The following is a 17,135-nucleotide window of genomic DNA, read 5'->3' as shown; positions in this document are numbered from 1 at the left end:
GGCCCGCGTACTGATGAGGCGCCCGTCGGACGGGCGAGTGGAGGTGCTCGCGTGAGCCTGTCGATCGTGAAGTCGGTCCTGCCCGGTGGTGTCATCGAGATCGCCCCACGGGGGGAGATCGACGTCGACACCGCGTACGAGGTGCGCGAGGCGATCGCCGAGGTCCTGACCAAGGGGCGCCCCGGTCGGATCGAGCTGAACATGCGGCTCGTCACCTTCATCGACTCGGTCGGCATCAGCGCGATGGTCGCCGGCTTCCAGACCGCCGAGGTGAGCGGCGTCAAGCTCGTCGTCACCGAGCCGAGCCGCTTCGTGCACCGGCAGCTCTGGGTGACCGGCCTGCTCGGCCTCTTCGGCGCCCCCGAGCCCTACTACGCCGGCGCACCCACCCCCGAGGTCCTCCCGGGCGCCTGACCCCGCCCCCGCCGTCGTCGACGGTTCCGCTCCGGCCGCTAGGTCGGAGGCGGGCCGCTCAGGTGTCGCCGAGGCCCGACAGGTCGACGTCCGCCACCTCGGTGACCGCGCGGATCGCCGTCACCGAGGCGTACCCCTCGGCCAGCAGCGCCAGGTCGGTGCCGGGCTGCACGGCCTGCCCCGGCTCCTCCAGCGACGTGCGGACGAAGCCGTGCCCGGCCTCCGCCACCGTCATCTGCACCTGGCCGAAGGTGGCCAGCGTGCCCCGGCGCACCCCGCGCAGCCGGCCGTGCGGCAGGTCCGGAGCGTTCACGTTGAGCACGCTCTCCACCGGCCCGGCGGTGAGCCGGGGCAGCAGGTCCAGGGCGACCCGGGCGGCGGTCGGCCAGTGTCGCTCGGCGTCGCGTACCCGGGCGGCGGCGGCCACCGCGGCACCCCCGCTGGCAGCCGTGGCCTCCCCGGCCGAGAGCACGTCGAGCGAGACGGCCATCGCCCGGCAGCCGTTCGCGGCGGCGGTGAAGGCCGCACCCACCGTGCCCGAGTGCAGCACCGCGCGTCCGGCGTTCGCGCCCCGGTTGATGCCGGAGAGCACCACCGCCGGCGGCGGCCCGAAGGCGCCGTGCACGGCGATCAGCGCGATGAAGCCGGGGGAGCCGCCGACCGCGAACGCCGGCACCCCCGGCACCTCCGGCAGCGGGTGCTCGTGGACCACCACGCGCCCGTCGCGCTCCACGGCGGTCATCGCGGCGCTGGTGCCGCTCGCCTCCTCCAGCGGCGCGGCGACGACCACGTCCAGGCCCCGGTCCGCCGCCGCCCGCGCCAGCGCCTGGATGCCGGGCGCGGCGATCCCGTCGTCGTTGGTGACCAGTATCCGCAGCGTCATCGCTCGGCCGCCCGTTCGGCCAGCTCGTCGGGGCTGGTCCGCTCCTGCGGCCGGCTGCCGGCCGGTACGAGACGCACCCGGTCGACCAGGCCGGTGATCGAGTCGAGCCGGCCGGTGCCCAGGCCGTGCCGGGTCACGTTCAGCGCGCCGGCCGCCGCGCCGGTACGGATCGCGGTGCGCACGTCGCCGCCGCGCGCCACCACTGCCGCCACCCCGGCGGTCATCGAGTCGCCGGCCCCGCGCGGGTCGGCCGCCTCCAGCCGGGGCATCTCGACCTCGAAGACCTCGCCGTCGACCAGGGCGAGGGCGGGCTTGTCGGCCCGGCTCACCACCACGTTCTCGGCGCCGCCGGCGTGCAGGTCGTACAGGGCCCGGGTGAGCTGCTCCTCGTCCTCGCCGTCGGCGCGGCCGTCGGCGATCAGCTCCTCGTGGCTGACCTTGAGGAAGAAGACGCCGCTGTCCAGCACGGCGTCGAGGTGCTCGCCGCAGAGGTCGACCACCACCCGGCTGCCGTTGGCCCCCAGGTCGGCGGCGAACCGCCGGTAGAGGTCGGCCGGGACCAGGGACGGCTCGTTCGGCCCGCTCAGCACGCTGACCGAGGCGCGCAGCCCCTCGCCGAGCGCCAGGTTGTAGAGCTCGTCCAGCTCGTGCCGGCTGAGCGGCTGGCCGGGCACGTCCACGATCTCCTGCCGGGAGCCCTCGCGCCGATCGTGCACGTACCCGCCGCTGCCGGAGTCGCGGACCACCACCTTCAGGTGCACCCCCTCGCTGACCAGCAGCGGCTCCAGCACCTGGCCGATCTCGCCGCCGAGGGCGGCGCAGAGCACCACGTCGACCCCGAGCGACATCACCATCCGGGCCTGCCAGACGCCCTGCCCGCCGGGGTGCAGGTGCAGCTCCGGCGCCTCGCTGGGCTGGTCGACGGTCACCGTCAGCCGGGGCGTGGGCGCGAAGACCATCACGTGCCCGCTCATCCGTCGTACCCGTTCATGCGCCCATCCTCCGCCGGTCGACACGTGCCGTGACCATCCACCAGCTGACCGTAGTGTGGTCGGCGGCCGGGCGTCCGGACTCCGGGCGGGATCGGCGCGGCGTTGCCAGGGCGCCCGGCATGCGCGACGATCGGGCGACCACCGACGCTGGGGAGACGGCGTGCTCAGGCGAAGTTCCTTCAGCTACACCGTCCAGGCGCGCTGCTCCCTCCCGGACGCCGCGGCGCTGCTCGCCGACCCCACCCGGCAGGAGGACCTGCACCCGCTGATCGTCCGGGTCCGCCGGGTGCCGCCCCGTCCTGGCGCGCGGGCCAGCTACGACATCACCGATCGACTGGCCGCCGGGCCGGTGCGCCTGCCGATCACCTACCGGGCCGACGTCCTCGTCGACGATGCCGACGAGATCGTCACCGTGGCCCGGCAGTGGCCTGCCACCACGGTGCGCAACCACACCCGGCTGCGGGCGGAGCCCGACGGCGTGGTCCGCATCGAGGTCGAGATCACCCTCGCCGCGCCTGCGCCGCTCTTCGGCTACGCGTTCCGCCAGGCCCGCGCCGCCCACCTCGGGCTGGCCGCCCGCCTCGCCACGGCCCTCGACACGGGCCCGCCCGGGTCGCCGGCCGACTGACCGCCGGACGGTCCCGGCCGCGGTGGCCGTCGCGCCCCCGGTGACCCGCGACGGGCGGGGCACCGGGGCGCGGGCGTCAGTAGACCGACAGGTGCACGTGGTTGGTGTGGTCGCTGGACGGGTCGCCGTTGGCCCCGCTGTACGACTTCCATCCGCTGCTGGGCAGCCAGATCTGCCTGTACCAGATCACGTAGAGCACGGCGAGCCGGTCGGCGTTGCGCACGAAGTACGCCGACAGGTTGTTGCCGTACGTCCGGTCGCCGCCGGTGGCGTCGCCGCCGAAGCCGCCCTTCTGGGCCGCGAAGTCGCAGGCCCGGCCCTTCGGGTGTTCGCCCGAGCCGCCGGGGCGGTAGCAGGAGACGTAGCGGGTGAAGCCCGCCGCCTTGGCCTGGTTGAGCGCGTGCAGGGTGCGCGGGGTGATGCAGCCGTTGGCGGGGGTGGGGTCGTTGACGCTGCACGACTCGCGCGGCCAGGAGCCGTCGGAGTTGCGCGGGGCCGCCTTCGCCGTCTTGCTGGAGGTGCCGCCCGGCGAGGTGCCCGCCCCCGTGGACTGCTGCCGCTGTTGCTGCTGCTCGCGGTTGGCGACCGTCAGCGCCCGCTCGGCCTGTTCCTTGCGCTTGGCCATCACGGTGACCTGCTTGCGCTGCTCCCGGATCTCGCCGTCCAGGGCGAGCTTGGTGCGGGTGGCCTGGTCCCGGGTCTCCTGGAGTTCGCGCAGGGCCCGGTCCTCCTTGGCGGCCACCGCGTCGAGGGCGGCGGCGCGGTCCATGAAGCCGTCCGGCGAGCTGCTGTTGAGCAGGGCGGACGCCACGCTGAGCCGGCCGGTGCGGTAGGCCGCCCCCGCGATCTCGCCGACCTTGGCGGTGTGCGCGGCCAGCTCGACCTCGGTGGTCTTGAGCTGCGCGGCGAGCTGCTGTTGCCGCTTGGCCGACGTGTCGAGGGCGCGCTTGGCGTCGAGGTAGCCCTTGCTGGCGGCCTCCAACTGGGCCCGCAGGGCGGGGGTGCCGCCCTCCTCGTCCTGGCCGGGGGCCGCGGCGAGCAGGCCGGCCCGGGTGGCGGCCGCCGCCGGGGCGGCGGTGACCGGGGCCACCGCGGCGCCGAGGGCGAGCATCGTGGCGATCAGGGCCGCCGTCCGGGCGGCACGTCGTCGTACAGGTGCCATCACTGGCATTCACGTGTCCTTCCGTCAGCCGCCGACCGGGTTAGCTGACGGGTTCGGGACGGAAGATCCCTACCGCTGACGCGGATGCACCCCACGAACATGGTTCCCCGGTTCGCCCCGCCGGGCGATTAGGCGGCGGCCACCGCCGGCACCGGTGGGTGCCGCCTGGCGGAGGCCGAAGCCGAGCCTACCGGTGCCGGTGTGACTGATGCAGCGCAGGTGACGGAGGGTGTACGTCCACTAGCAGTCAAATCCGGCATAAGCGCACAATACTCTCCCAGATTTAAGGTTGTCCTCATTACCACTCAACCGACCCGCAGGCCCCGCGCGACGCTCCGGGCTCGATCTGCAACGTGGCGTGCTCGATGTGGAAGTCGTCGTGCAGCGCGGCCCGGGCGGCGCCCAGCACCGCGCCGACCTCCGCGCCGGGTGCCATGGTCAGGTGGGCCGAGGCCACCTCCATGCCGGAGGTGAGCGTCCAGACGTGCAGGTCGTGCACCTCGGCGACGCCGGGCACGGCGGCCAGCCGGTCGTGCACCGCGGTCACCTGGAGGTGCTCCGGCGCGGCCTGCACCAGGATGCGCAGCGCGGCCCGCCCGAGCCGCCAGGTGCGCGGCAGGATGAACACCCCGATCGCGACCGCCACCAGCGGGTCCGCCCACCACCAGCCGGTGGTGGCGATCAGCAGCGCGGCCCCGATCACGCCGAGTGACCCCAGCAGGTCGCCGAGCACCTCCAGGTACGCGCCGTGGACGTTGATGCTCTCCTTCGCCCCGGAGCGCAGCAGCGCGAAGGCGCCGATGTTGGCGAGCAGGCCGAGCACGGCGACCACCAGCATCGGGCCGGCCAGCACCTCCGGCGGGTCGCCGAAGCGGCGCACCGCCTCGATCACGACGTAGACCGCGACGCCGGAGAGCAGCATGGCGTTGGCCAGTGCGGCCAGCACCTCCAGCCGGTAGAGGCCGAAGGTGCGTTGCGGGTCGGCGCCCGCCCGCCGGGTGGCGGCGATCGCCGCGAGCGCCATGCCGATGCCGAGCACGTCGGTGAACATGTGCCCGGCATCGCTCAGCAGGGCCAGCGAGCCCGTGCGGAAGGCCGCCACCGCCTCCACCACCATGAGGCCGGCGAGCAGCCCGAACGCCGCCCAGAGCCGGCCCCGGTGGCGGTGCGCGGCATTCGCCACCGACCCGTGATGGTGGTCATGACCTGCGCCCACGCGCCCACCCTCCGTCAGGCGTCCGGATTCGCGTTCAATCTATGCTCACATCGCTATGTATGCAAGTAACGGCGGCTCAGCCGATCGGGTCGACGGTGGTCAGCCGCTGGGTGGCCCGGGACAGCGCCACGTAGAGCGTCCGCACCCCCGACCCCGGGTCGGCCCGGATCTCGCCCGGAGCGACGAGGACGACCCCGTCGTACTCCATGCCCTTGGCCTCCAGGCTGGTCACCACCTGCAAACGCGGCGCGCCGAGCCCGCCCAGCCAGCCGGCCACCTCGTCGCGGCGCGGCACCGGCGTGATCACCCCGACCGTGCCCTCGACCTCGGCGAGCAGCGCGTCGGCCGCCGCCACGACGGCGCTCTCCAGCTCCGCCGGCGGTACCGACAGCGCGACCGGGTCGACGCCGGTGGAGCGCACCGCCCGGGGCAGCGGCAGGTCCGGGTGCAGCCGGCGGATCTCGGCCGCCGCCACCGCGAAGATCTCCGCCGAGTTGCGGTAGTTCGTGGTGAGGGTGAAGTGGTGCCGCTTGCGCCGGCCCAACGCCTGGTCCCGGGCCCGGTTCAGCTCCTCCGGATCCCCCGTCCACGCCGTCTGCGCCGGATCGCCCACCACCGTCCACGAGGCCAGCCGGCCCCGCCGGCCGATCATGCGCCACTGCATCGGCGAGACGTCCTGCGACTCGTCGACCACCACGTGCGCGTACTCCCGGTAGTCGTCCGGGCGTTCCCGCGCCGCCTCGCGGGCGGCGCGCTGCCGGTCGGCGAAGGTGCTCAGCTCGCGTACCCCGCCGGCCAGCTGGAACGGGTCCCGCTTCGCCCGGGCGGGCTTCATCGGCTTGCCGAGCAGCGCGTCCAACTCGTCGAGCAGCGCGATGTCGGCGATCGTCAGCCCGGCGGCGTCGAGGCTGCGGTACGCGTCGGTCAGCAGCCGGATCTCGGCGCGGGAGAGGATCCCCTCGGCATAGCGGTGCAGCCGGTCCGGACGGGCCAGCCAGCCCAGCACGTGCCGGGGGTGCAGCCGGGGCCACCACGCCTTCAGGAACTCCCGGAACTCCGGCCGCTCGGCGATCTCGTCCTCGAACGCGCGTTGCTCGGGCAGCCGGCCCACGCCCAACCTGCGGGCCTGCGCCCACAGCGCCGCGAAGACCCCGTCGAAGCCGGCCCGGCGCACCTCGTTGCGGCGGGCGCCCCGGGGCATCGCCCGGTCCCGGATGCCGTCCAGCTCGCGGCGCTCCAGCCGGAGCAGCTCGCCCCGATAGAGCAGGCGCAGCTCGGTCGGGCCGCCCGGCACCGCGTCCCGGACCGCCCGCTCCAGCACCCGCCGCATCCGCAGCGAACCCTTCACCGCCGCCACCGCCGGCGGATCGGTGCGGGTGGCGGTCAGGCCCGCGAAGAGCGTGCCCAGCGAGTGCAGGGTGGCGGTGTCCTCGCCGAGCGAGGGCAGCACCGAGGCGATGTACTCGACGAAGACCGAGGACGGGCCCACCACCAGGATGCCGCCGCCGGCGAACCGGCTGCGGTCGGAATAGAGCAGGTACGCGGCCCGGTGCAGGGCGACGGCCGTCTTCCCGGTGCCCGGGCCGCCGGACACGATCGTCACGCCCGAGCCGGGGGAGCGGATGGCCTCGTCCTGCTCCCGCTGGATGGTGGCGACGATGTCCCGCATCCCCCTGCCGGTGGCCTTCGACAGCGTGGCCAGCAGCGCGCCGTCGCCGACCACCGCCATGTCGGCGGGCGCGGCGACGGGATCGAGCAGGTCGTCCTCGATCCGGGTGACCCGCTCGGCGGAGGACTGGATCGTGCGTCGCCGCACCACGCCCAGCGGCTGCGCGGGAGTGGCCTGGTAGAAGGCGGCGGCGGCCGGGGCCCGCCAGTCGACAACCAGGGTGGAGGCGTCGTCGTCGCGGATGCCGAGCCGACCGACGTGCAGCACCTGCCGGTCGAGCAGGTCCAGCCGGCCGAAGACCAGGCCCTCGTGCTCGGCGTCCAGCATGTGCCGCCGCCGTGCGGCGTGGAACACCATCGCGTCCCGTTCGACCAGCGCCCCGAAGTTGCCCACCCGGGCGAGCCGGTAGCCCTCCTTCTCGGCGCTGACCGCCGACCGGCGCAGCTCGGCCAGTCGGGCGTACACCCGGTCGAGATGCCGCTGCTCGACGGCGATCTCCTGTTCCAGGGTGGTCTGGTCGGTCACCGCTCGCTCCTCCTGACGTCGGCGGCGGGCGGCGCGAACCGTGCGAACCGCGCCAGGCCAACCGCAAGAGGGTACGGCCCGCACGCAACCAGCGGCGCCACCGGTGCGGGAAAGGAACCCGCGTCACGCCCGCAGGGGCCCCGTCGCGCTCTCCGCCGGGCCCGGTTCAGCCCGTGCCGGGCTCTCCGCCGGGCCCGGTCCAGTCCGCCCGGGCGGCGGCGGTGGCACCGGCCCCGGGGGCGGTGAGCACGCGACGGAGCACGCCGCCGAGCGCCGCGTTGACCTCGTCGGGGCGTTCCATCATCAGCATGTGTCCGGCACCCGGGCAGACGGTCAGCTCGGTCGCCGGCAGCGCGCCGGCGATCGACTCGGCGCAGGGCGGCGGGGTGAGCCGGTCCCGGTCGCCGACCAGGGCGGCGGCCGGCAGGTGGGCCAGCCCGGCGAGGGTGTCCAGCCGGTGCTGCGCCCCGATGGACGCGCGGAACCCGCCGATCGAGCGGAGGGTGGCGCGGGCCACCGCCGAGGTGACCAGGCGGATGTCGTGCGGATCGCAGCGGTCGCCGAAGAGCATCCAGCGGATGCTGGGACGCAGCGCGCGCAGCAGCGCCCGGGGCGGTCGCCAGGCCCCGCACCGGGCCAGCACGCCGGCCCCGGTGGTCTCGGCGAGCCGGATCAGCCGGGCGATCCGGGGCGAGAGGCCGTACGCGGTGTGCGTGTGGCCCTCGGCGGTGGTGGAGACGAAGACCAGCCCGGCCGTCCGGGCGGCGAAGTGCGCGGGGTGGCGGTGCGCGTACTCCATGATCGTCATGCCGCCCATCGAGTGGCCGACCAGCACGACACGGCCGGCTGGAGCCACCTCGTCCAGCACCGCGGCGAGGTCGTCGCCGAGCTGGGCCACGGTGGCGGTGGGCAGCGCCATGCAACTCGACCGGCCGTGGCCGCGGGCGTCGTAGGTCACCACCCGCACCGCGTCGCCGAAGCGTTGCCGCAGGTCGGCGAGCTGCCGGTGCCAGGCCCGCCCGTCCAGCGTCCAGCCGTGCAGCAGCACGACGGTGACCTCGGCGTCGGCCGGTCCAACCGCCTCGACGTGCAGGCGTACGTCGTCGGGAAGACGTACCTCGACGTGCTCCGGCATCGTCACCTCCCCAGGGCCGCACGGAACCGCAACACCGGGGATACCCGGTGGTAACACCGGCTACCCGTCATGAGACCACGGCAACCGTGTCGGTGAGAAGGTTCGCAACCCGCTCCGGGCGGCCGGCGGGCCCGCCAAGCTGAGGGCATGGGGTCGCCCCGGGCCGCGCTGGCCGAGCTGCTCGCCGGCAACCGCCGCTTCGTCAGCGGCCAGCCGGTGCACGGCCACGACGTCACCGCCGCCGCGGCGGCCTCGGGCGACCAGCAGCCGTACGCGGTCCTGCTCGGCTGCATTGACTCGCGGGTGCCGCTGGAGGCGATCTTCGACCAGACCTTCGGCTCGATCTGCGTGATCCGCACCGGTGGGCACGTACTGGACCGGGCGGTGCTCGGCTCCATCGAGTACGTGGTCGGTGAGCTGGGCGTGCCGCTGGTGATGGTGCTCGGGCACGAACGGTGCGGCGCGGTGGCCTCCGCCGTGGACGCGTTGCGTGGCGGGCGGTCGCCGGGCGGCGCGCTGGCCCACCTCGTCGACCAGATCGCCCCGGCGGTGACCGAGGTGGGCGTCGACGACCCCCGGGTGCACCCGATGGCGGTCCGCCGGCACGTGCTCCGTACGGTCGCCGCCCTGCGCGCCGACGACCGGCTCGCCGTCCCGGTCGCCGCCGGCCGCCTGACGGTGGTCGGCGCCCTCTACGACCTGACCACCGGCGAGGTGACCCTGCTAGAGCCGTAGAAGCTCCCCCCACCCCGTTGATCATGAAGTTGTTGTCGCGACACGCCGGGGCGGAGCGCAACAACTTCATGATCAACGGGGTGGAGGGGGCGGGAACGCGGAACCGCCCGCCGGGGGTGCCGGCGGGCGGTTCCGGTGTCGCGTGGGTGGGGAGGGTCAGCCCTCGAAGACGCCGGCCTCGACGAGGCGCTTCTCGGTGGCGTCCCAGCCGTCACCCGGGTGGGTGGTGTTGAGGTTGTTGATCTCGGCGCGGATCTTCGCGGCGTGGCCGGCGGCGGCCAGCACCCGGATCTCCTCGACGAAGGCGTCGGAGTCGGTGCGCAGGTGCGCGGTCTTGCCGTTGGTCAGGTTCCGCACGTAGGCGTGCTTGCCGCCGTTGAGCGGGATGAGGTACTTGAACTCGCCCAGCACGCTGAGGGCGCCACCCTGGCCAGCCTGGCCGGCCCGGACTGACGCGCGCGCGGTCTTAGAGGTGTTGCTCGCCACGGAGGTACTCCTTGCAAGACGTACGGGAGGACGGAACGTCCGGGGGCTGTGCGGACGACACCCTGGTGGGTGGGCCCGCGGAAGATGTGCGCGGCACAGGCCGCCGATGGAACTGTACACGACCGCGGTCCCTGGCTGGTCACCGCGTCGTGAGGGGTCAACCGGGGTGCCCGTCCGACTATTCCGACCCGCGAATTTTCCGATTCCCTGGCGCATCATCCGTCACACCAGTCATCATGTGTTCCAGCAACCACTCGGGTGGTCGAGGTCGTAGGGGAAGACGCACCTCGCTCTCCGGGAGGTCACCGTGCCAACGCGTGGCGTCGTATACGTCCACTCGACCCCGCTCGCCGTGTGCTCACACGTCGAGTGGGCGATCGCGCGCGTCCTCGCCGCGCCGGTCAACCTGCAGTGGACGGCTCAGCCCGTCGACCCCGGCGCACGCCGGGCCGAGTGCGGGTGGACCGGTCGTCCGGGGACGGGCGCCGAGCTGGCTGCTGCCCTCCGGCAGTGGCCCATGATCCGTTTCGAGGTCACCGAGGAACCGAGCCCCGGCGCCGACGGCGAGCGCTTCATGTACGTGCCCGGACGCGGCCTGTTCCGGGCGAGCGTCGGCGCGGCCGGCGACATCCAGCTCGGCGAGGACCGCCTGCGCAGCATCATGGCGGGCGCGCGGGCCCCCGAGGCCCTCGCGCACGCCCTCGACAAGGCGCTCGGCACGGCGTGGGACGCCGAGCTGGAGCCCTACCGGTACGCCGGCGACGGCGCGCCGGTGACCCTGCTCACCCGCGTCGGCTGACGCCGGGGCCCGGACCGGGGCCGACTCATCCTGGCGGGTGAAGGTCAAGTTGCCCCGATAAGGGGTGAACTGGTGGGATGGGCCGCGTGTCGACTACCCCGCGACGTGCCGGCGTCGCGTTCGCCGCTCTGACCGCACTGCTCGTCTCCGGGTGCTCCGGGCCGGCGGACCGCCGCCCCGACCCGGCACCGACGAGCGCCGCCGCCCCGACGGCCACCCCGACACCCGCCGCGAGCGTCCCCGGCACCGACCCCGCCGCCCGCGCCGCCGCCCTCGTGGCCTCGCTCGCCGACGAGGACCTCGTCGGCCAGGTGCTGATGCCGTACGCCTACGGCGACGCGGCCACCAGGGTCTCGCCCGGCTCGGCGGCCGGCAACCAGGCACTGGCCGGGGTGGACACCCCCGCCCAGATGGTCGAGAAATACCGGCTCGGCGGGCTGATCCTGGTCGGCTTCAGCGCCGACGACCCGACCAAGGGCAACCAGGAGACGACAAACGTCGACAACCCGAAGCAGGTTCGCGCGCTCACCGACGGCCTGCGCGCGGCCGCCGGTCGGCTGCCCGCCGGGCCGGCGCCCTTCCTGATCGGCACCGACCAGGAGCACGGCGTGGTCACCCGGATCACCGACGGCGTGACCCTGCTGCCCAGCGCCCTCGCCGCCGGCGCCGCCGGACGACCGGAGCTGACCGAGGCCGCCTGGCGGGCGGCCGGCACCGAACTCGCCGCGATGGGGATCAACCTCGACTTCGCCCCCGTCGCCGACGTGCTCGCCACCCGCAGCACCGTGATCGGTTCCCGGTCGTACGGTGCGGACCCGAAGGTGACGGCGGGGCAGGTCGCGGGCGCGGTCCGGGGCCTGCAGGCCGCGGGCGTCGCGGCCACCGTCAAGCACTTCCCGGGGCACGGGCACAGCGCCGCCGACTCCCACGAGGGACTGCCGGTGCTCGACCAGCCCCGCCGGACGCTGGAGACCGGGGCGTGGCCGCCCTTCTCCGCCGCCATCGACGCGGGCACGATGGCCGTGATGTCCGCCCACCTCGACGCGCGGTCGGTGGACCCGGGCACCGCGGCGACCTTCTCGCACAAGCTGCTCACCGACGTGCTCCGTGGCCAGCTGGGCTTCCAGGGCGTGGTGATCACCGACGGGATGAACATGCCGCCGGCCAAGCGCTGGTCGCCGGGTGAGGCCGCCGTGCGCGCGCTGAAGGCGGGCAACGACCTCATCCTCATGCCGCCGAACGTCCGTCAGGCGTACGACGGGCTGCTCGCCGCGCTCCGCGACAAGTCGCTGCCCCGGACCCGCCTCGTCGAGGCCGCGACCCGGGTACTGACGATGAAGTTCAAGCTGGCCGACCGGCCCACGCCCGAGCTGTCCACGCTGGCCGGCCCGGCGCACCGCAAGGCGGCGGAGGACCTGGCCGCGGCGGCGGTGACGGTGCTGCGGGGCGCCTGCGGCGGCGGCGTACGGGGGCCGGTGACCGTGACCGCCTCCGGCGGGCGCGAGCACACGCGGGCGGCGCTGACCGAGGCGCTCAAGGCGGCCGGGGTCAAGGTGGTGGCCGGCGGCGGCACGGTGGTGCACCTCGTCGGGTACGGCGACGGCGCCGGCGACCTGCGCGCCGACGCCGCCGTCACGGTCGCCATGGACACCCCGTACGTGCTGGCGAAGGCCAAGTCGCCGACCCTCCTGGCGACCTACTCCTCCAGCCGGGTGTCGATGACCGCCCTCGCCGGGGTGCTGGCCGGCAAGACCCGACCGGGCGGCCGGTCCCCGGTGCCGGTGACCGGCCTGTCCGCCACGACCTGCGGCGCCTGAGCCGCGTCAGTCCCGGTTGATCCGGGCCGACTGCTTGACCAGCTGGTACGCCGGCAGCAGCTCCACGGGGTCCGAGGTGTCCAGGCTCAGCACGATCGGACCGTAGAGGGAGGAGATCGCGATGGCCTGGTCGTGGACCGTGCCGCCGTCCTCCTTGGGGTAGCTCGCCTCGACGGCGTCGACGGTGCCGGCCTTCACCCGCCGGTACTCCGCGTCCGCGGCCTCCGGCGAGTAGGCGTCGAGGAAGTACTTGAGGTGCTCCTGTGCGCCGCCGGCGACCCCGTCGACCCGCCACACCCGCAGGAACCCGGTGGAGCCGGTCGGCCGGGCGTTGATCTCGCACAGCATGAGGGCCTTGCCGAGGCGGGGCTCGCCGAACTTCGCCGAGCCCTTCACCGCCTCGACCTTCCACCTCGCCGGCACCGAGAAGGTGACCGGCAGCTCGCAGGGCGTACCCTTGCCGCCCACCGTGGTCCCGGCGGGAGCCGCCACCACCTCGTCGTGCCAGGGCGGGCCGGGGGTCACCGTCGAGGCGGTGACGCTCGGCGAGGCCGACGGGGAACCACCGGCCGACGGTGCCTCCTTCCCGTCGGCGCAGCCGCCGGTCAGTCCGATGGTGAGCACCGCGAGCACGGCGGCGCGGGTACGACGTTGCATGGTGTCCATTCCCCGTTGACGACGAGAGCCGGCTCATCAAAGCGGCGCGGGGCGGCGGCGTCAATCCGGTTGATCTACGGTGCCGCGCGCAGGGCGGCCACCAGCCACTCCACGGCGGGCACCGCGGGCGGGAACGGGGGCCGCCGGTTGAGCACCCCGATCAGCTGCCAGTACCGCTCCACCTGCCGGTCGGTGAAGGTCGCGATGCCGTCGGCGAGCGCGAGCCGTTCGGCGCGGGACAGCCCCGGGTCCACCATCTCGTCGAGCACCGCCCGCGCCCGCCCGGAGTCCGGGGCGATCCCGGCGGCGAGCGCGGCGCGTGCCGGCTCGACGGAGGGCATCGCCGGCGGCGGGGACGTCGCCGCCGCCCCGGCCACCGCCATCGCCCGTACCCGAAGCCGGAAGGCGGGGTCGGCGACCAGCCCGGCCAGCTCGACCCAGGCGTCGACCTCCTCGTCGGTGGGCTCGTCGGGCAGGTCGGCGGGGAGCGTCCGCATCGCCCGGGCCAGCCCGTCGCCGCCGGGACCGGGCTCCACGCCACCGAAGACCTCGGCGACGAACTCGTCGATGATCCGTTGCCGCTCGCGGGCGGAGAGGCGGGCCAGGTCGTTCATCAGTCTCAACTCCTCGGTCGTGCTGCCACGTCGGGCGACCGACCGCAACACCGCCCGGCGCAGCCGCAGGGTGCGGATCTCCGCGTCCAGGGCGCGGCTGTGTGCCAGGGCCACCTCCCGGACGCTCGTCCGCCGCTGGAGGATCCGGCGGACGTCGTCCAGGCCGATCCCCAGCTCCCGCAGGCTCCGGACGAGGTCCAGCCGGGCCACGGCCGCCGCGTCGTAGAGGCGGTAGCCGCCGGTGGACCGGGCGGTGGGCGGGAGCAGGTCGAGGTCGGACCAGAAGCGGATCGTCCGGACGGACAGGCCGGTCCGGCGGGCGAGTTGCCCGATGGTGAACAGGTCGGTGCGGTCGGCCACGTCGACAAGCCTCCTGTCTCCAGCCGCTGGAGGGTCAAGCGGGAAAACCGGGTCGCCCTCGGCCGTCCCACCTGGCACCCTGTGCGCCCATGGGGACAGCAGAGGGTTTCGCGTACGTCGAGCGGCCGGACGGCACGGTCGTGATCACCCACCACGGCCGGGCGGCGGGCACCCTGCGCGGCGGCCGGGCGGCGGAGTTCCTCGCCGAGGTCGACGGCGACCCGCAGCTCGTGATGGCCCGGTGGACCGGCAACTACCGCCGGGGCAACGAGCGGACCGCCCGCCAGCACCCCCGCAACCGGGGCTGAACGACGCGCAAGGGCCCGCGCTCGTGCTGAGCGCGGGCCCCACGGCGGTCTGTGCGGCTACAGCGGGATGTTGCCGTGCGCGCCCCGGGCCGCCGGGGCGGCGGCGAGGGCTTCGGCGATGCGGCGGCGGGTCTCGGCCGGGGTGATCACGTCGTCCACGACGCCGATCTCGAGGGCCCGGTTGACGCCGCCGGCGATACGGGTCTGCTCCTCGACGAGCTGCGCGCGCAGCGTCTCGCGCTCCTCGGCCGGGGCGGCGGCGAGCTTCTTGCGGTGCAGGATGTTGACGGCGGCGCCGGCGCCCATCACCGCGACCTCCGCGTTGGGCCAGGCGAACACCGCGGTGGCACCCAGGGAGCGGGAGTTCATCGCGATGTACGCCCCGCCGTAGGCCTTGCGGGTGACCAGGGTGACCCGGGGCACGACGGCCTCGGCGAAGGCGTGCAGGAGCTTCGCGCCCCGGCGGACGACGCCGTCCCACTCCTGACCCAGTCCGGGCAGGTAGCCGGGGACGTCGACCAGGACGATCAGCGGTACGCCGAGGGAGTCGCACATGCGCACGAACCGGGCGGCCTTCTCGGCGCTGGAGGCGTCCAGACAGCCGCCCAGGCGCAGCGGGTTGTTCGCGATCACCCCGACGGTACGCCCGGCGAAGCGACCCAGGGTGGTCACGACGTTCGGCGCCCACTTGGCGTGCAGTTCCACCCCGGGGGCGTCCAGCAGCGCCTTCACCACCGGCTTCACGTCGTACGCCCGGTTCGTCTCGACCGGCATCTTCGCCGTCAGGTCGTGTCCCCCCTCGTCCTGGGCGGACACGTCGTCGGGCGACAGGCGCCCCTGCCGGCCGAGCAGCGCGGCGAGCTTGCGCGTCTCGGCCAGCGCCGTCTCGTCGTCGGCGCAGGTCACGTGGACCACCCCGGAGCGGCGGCCGTGCGGCTCGGGCCCACCGAGGCGGGCCATGTCGACCTGCTCTCCGGTGACGCTGCGGACCACCTCCGGGCCGGTCACGAAGATCCGACCCGCACCGCTCATCACCACGATGTCGGTCAGCGCCGGCCCGTACGCGGCGCCACCGGCCGCCGGTCCCAGCACCGTGGAGATCTGCGGCACCCGCCCCGAGGCCCGCACCATCGCCGCGAACACCTGACCCACCGCGTCCAGGGCGACCACGCCCTCGGCCAACCGCGCACCACCCGAGTGCCACAACCCGATCACCGGCACCCGCTCCCGCACCGCGGTGTCGATCGCGTCCACGACGTGCCGGCACCCCTCGGTGCCCATCGCCCCGCCCATCCGCGTCGCGTCCGTGGCGTACGCGACGACCGGCGAGCCCTCGACCTCACCGCGCGCCCACAGCACACCCGAGGTGTCCCGTGGCACCGACAGCCGCAACGAACCGGCGTCGAACAACGCCCGGAGCCGAACCTCCGGATCCCGATGGTCCGCGACGGACGAGGTGTCCACGCCAACGGCGGTGGTGGTCACGTGAGCCTCCATGGCTGTGGTCTCAGGCCCGCGTGAAGACGAGAGCCACGTTGTGCCCGCCGAAGCCGAACGAGTTGTTCAGCGCGGCGGGGATGTCCATGCGGCGCGCCTCGTTGGCGGCCACGTCCAGGGTGAGCCCGTCGTCGGGGTCCTCCAGGTTGATCGTCGGCGGTACGACACTGTCGCGGATCGCCAGGATGGTGGCGATCGACTCCAGCGCGCCCGCCGCGCCCAGCAGGTGACCGGACATCGACTTGGTCGAGGTCAGCACCGGGTGGTCACCCAGCGCCGCGCGCAGCGCGGTGATCTCCGCGACGTCCCCGACCGGGGTCGACGTGGCGTGCGCGTTGACGTGCACGATGTCCGCCCTGGCGACGCCCGCGTCCGCGATCGCCTTCGCGATCGCCCGGATCGCGCCCTCGCCCTCCGGGTGCGGCTGGACGATGTCGTAGCCGTCGGAGGTGAGTCCGGCGCCGGCCAGCCGGGCGTAGACCCGGGCGCCCCGGGCGGCGGCGTGCTCCGCCCGCTCCAGCACCACGATGCCCGCGCCCTCACCCAGCACGAAGCCGTCGCGGCCCTTGTCCCACGGCCGGGAGGCCCGCTCCGGCTCGTCGTTGCGGGTCGACATCGCCCGCATCGAACTGAACCCGGCGATCGGCAGCTGGTGGATGACCGCCTCGGTGCCGCCGGCCACCACCACGTCGGCCCGGCCGGCACGGATCATGTCCATGCCGAGCGCGATCGCCTCGGCGCCGGTCGCGCAGGCGCTGGCCACCGAGTGCACCCCGGCCTTCGCGCCCAGCTCCAGCCCCACCCAGGCGGCGGGGCCGTTCGGCATCAGCATCGGGATCGTGTGCGGGGAGACCCGCCGCGGGCCGGACGCCTCCAGGATGTCGTCCTGGGCGAGCAGCGTCAGCGCGCCGCCGATGCCGGAGCCGACGCTGACGCCCAGCCGCTCCGGGTCCAGCCCGGAGTCGGCCAGGCCGGAGTCCGCCCAGGCCTGCTGCGCCGCGATGATCGCGATCGCCTCGGACCGGTCGAGCCGGCGGAGCTTGACCCGGTCGATCAGGCCGGTCGGCTCGACCGCGAGCCGGGCGGCGATCCGGACCGGCAGTTGCTCGGCCCACTCCTGGGTGAGCGGACCCACCCCGGAGCGGCCGGCGAGCATGGCGTCCCAGGTCGACGCGACGTCCCCGCCCAGCGGGGTGGTCGCGCCGAGCCCGGTGACGACGACGTCGGTGTGAGCCATG

At 74.5% G+C, this 17,135-nt stretch carries 17 protein-coding genes and 1 riboswitch; of the genes, 6 read left to right on the top strand and 11 right to left on the bottom strand.

Annotated elements, in window-relative coordinates; all coding sequences use genetic code 11:
• Positions 1-51: 51 nt before the first annotated feature.
• Entirely contained in the window at positions 52-414 is a 363-nt protein-coding gene (locus tag ACLQ20_RS16605) for an STAS domain-containing protein (RefSeq protein ID WP_088998998.1), read from the top strand.
• Positions 415-472: 58 nt separating this feature from the next.
• Here the strand turns inward: ACLQ20_RS16605 and surE are convergent, their stop codons facing one another.
• Both surE and ACLQ20_RS16595 read right to left on the bottom strand, forming a co-directional pair.
• Positions 473-1,297, bottom strand: coding sequence for a 5'/3'-nucleotidase SurE (gene surE, locus ACLQ20_RS16600; RefSeq protein WP_327029249.1), 825 nt, complete (start codon positions 1,295-1,297; stop codon positions 473-475).
• Positions 1,294-2,271, bottom strand: a complete 978-nt coding sequence (locus ACLQ20_RS16595; RefSeq protein WP_192581522.1) for a 1-phosphofructokinase family hexose kinase — start codon at positions 2,269-2,271, stop codon at positions 1,294-1,296. The genes surE and ACLQ20_RS16595 overlap by 4 nt, the downstream gene beginning before the upstream one ends.
• A gap of 178 nt (positions 2,272-2,449) precedes the next feature.
• On the opposite strand from ACLQ20_RS16595, the gene ACLQ20_RS16590 reads away from it, so the two are divergent.
• Positions 2,450-2,917 (top strand): SRPBCC family protein, encoded by a 468-nt coding sequence (locus ACLQ20_RS16590; protein ID WP_327029248.1) that lies wholly within the window; start codon positions 2,450-2,452, stop codon positions 2,915-2,917.
• Between the two features lie 76 nt (positions 2,918-2,993).
• Here ACLQ20_RS16590 and ACLQ20_RS16585 read toward each other — a convergent pair whose 3' ends face one another.
• The 4 genes from ACLQ20_RS16585 to ACLQ20_RS16570 form a co-directional block, all read right to left on the bottom strand.
• Positions 2,994-4,079, bottom strand: a complete 1,086-nt coding sequence (locus tag ACLQ20_RS16585) for a coiled-coil domain-containing protein (protein ID WP_425856273.1) — start codon at positions 4,077-4,079, stop codon at positions 2,994-2,996.
• Positions 4,080-4,092: 13 nt separating this feature from the next.
• Positions 4,093-4,224, bottom strand: a riboswitch (cyclic di-AMP (ydaO/yuaA leader).
• Positions 4,225-4,377: 153 nt separating this feature from the next.
• A complete protein-coding gene (locus tag ACLQ20_RS16580) occupies positions 4,378-5,295 on the bottom strand; it encodes a cation diffusion facilitator family transporter (RefSeq protein WP_151456406.1) in 918 nt (305 codons plus the stop codon).
• A gap of 76 nt (positions 5,296-5,371) precedes the next feature.
• Positions 5,372-7,489, bottom strand: a complete 2,118-nt coding sequence (locus tag ACLQ20_RS16575; protein WP_425856270.1) for a HelD family protein — start codon at positions 7,487-7,489, stop codon at positions 5,372-5,374.
• Between the two features lie 166 nt (positions 7,490-7,655).
• Positions 7,656-8,624: an alpha/beta fold hydrolase gene (locus tag ACLQ20_RS16570; protein WP_225852391.1), complete on the bottom strand. Its 969-nt coding sequence runs from the start codon at positions 8,622-8,624 to the stop codon at positions 7,656-7,658.
• A gap of 147 nt (positions 8,625-8,771) precedes the next feature.
• On the opposite strand from ACLQ20_RS16570, the gene ACLQ20_RS16565 reads away from it, so the two are divergent.
• Positions 8,772-9,359: a carbonic anhydrase gene (locus tag ACLQ20_RS16565; protein ID WP_151456404.1), complete on the top strand. Its 588-nt coding sequence runs from the start codon at positions 8,772-8,774 to the stop codon at positions 9,357-9,359.
• Positions 9,360-9,515: 156 nt separating this feature from the next.
• Here ACLQ20_RS16565 and ACLQ20_RS16560 read toward each other — a convergent pair whose 3' ends face one another.
• Complete coding sequence (locus ACLQ20_RS16560) at positions 9,516-9,845, bottom strand: hypothetical protein (protein ID WP_358116338.1); 330 nt, start codon at positions 9,843-9,845, stop codon at positions 9,516-9,518.
• Positions 9,846-10,152: 307 nt separating this feature from the next.
• On the opposite strand from ACLQ20_RS16560, the gene ACLQ20_RS16555 reads away from it, so the two are divergent.
• Together ACLQ20_RS16555 and ACLQ20_RS16550 are read left to right on the top strand one after the other, a co-directional pair.
• Positions 10,153-10,644 (top strand): DUF3145 domain-containing protein, encoded by a 492-nt coding sequence (locus ACLQ20_RS16555; RefSeq protein ID WP_121400330.1) that lies wholly within the window; start codon positions 10,153-10,155, stop codon positions 10,642-10,644.
• 77 nt (positions 10,645-10,721) lie between these two features.
• The gene (locus ACLQ20_RS16550) at positions 10,722-12,461 is read left to right on the top strand and encodes a glycoside hydrolase family 3 protein (protein ID WP_327029243.1); all 1,740 of its coding nucleotides are present in this window, start codon (positions 10,722-10,724) and stop codon (positions 12,459-12,461) included.
• A gap of 6 nt (positions 12,462-12,467) precedes the next feature.
• Here the strand turns inward: ACLQ20_RS16550 and ACLQ20_RS16545 are convergent, their stop codons facing one another.
• A complete protein-coding gene (locus ACLQ20_RS16545; protein WP_425856266.1) occupies positions 12,468-13,118 on the bottom strand; it encodes a lipoprotein in 651 nt (216 codons plus the stop codon).
• Between the two features lie 74 nt (positions 13,119-13,192).
• On the bottom strand, positions 13,193-14,092 hold the full coding sequence (locus ACLQ20_RS16540) for a MerR family transcriptional regulator (protein WP_151456439.1): 900 nt from the start codon (positions 14,090-14,092) through the stop codon (positions 13,193-13,195).
• 89 nt (positions 14,093-14,181) lie between these two features.
• Between ACLQ20_RS16540 and ACLQ20_RS16535 the strand changes: the two genes are divergently transcribed.
• Positions 14,182-14,400, top strand: coding sequence for a hypothetical protein (locus ACLQ20_RS16535; RefSeq protein WP_151456438.1), 219 nt, complete (start codon positions 14,182-14,184; stop codon positions 14,398-14,400).
• 57 nt (positions 14,401-14,457) lie between these two features.
• Here ACLQ20_RS16535 and ACLQ20_RS16530 read toward each other — a convergent pair whose 3' ends face one another.
• Positions 14,458-15,897 (bottom strand): acyl-CoA carboxylase subunit beta, encoded by a 1,440-nt coding sequence (locus ACLQ20_RS16530; RefSeq protein ID WP_425856262.1) that lies wholly within the window; start codon positions 15,895-15,897, stop codon positions 14,458-14,460.
• A 10-nt stretch (positions 15,898-15,907) separates the two neighbouring features.
• Positions 15,908-17,134 carry a beta-ketoacyl-ACP synthase II gene (gene fabF, locus ACLQ20_RS16525; RefSeq protein WP_151456436.1) on the bottom strand — a complete coding sequence of 409 codons (1,227 nt, stop codon included), beginning with the start codon at positions 17,132-17,134 and terminating at the stop codon, positions 15,908-15,910.
• Between the last annotated feature and the right edge of the window lies 1 nt (position 17,135).

The sequence above is a fragment of the Micromonospora sp. DT46 genome, from assembly GCF_049841735.1.
Taxonomy (GTDB): domain Bacteria; phylum Actinomycetota; class Actinomycetes; order Mycobacteriales; family Micromonosporaceae; genus Micromonospora; species Micromonospora reichwaldensis.
Note: the sequence above shows the minus strand (reverse complement) of the source record. Positions and strands in the feature narration are given on the sequence as shown.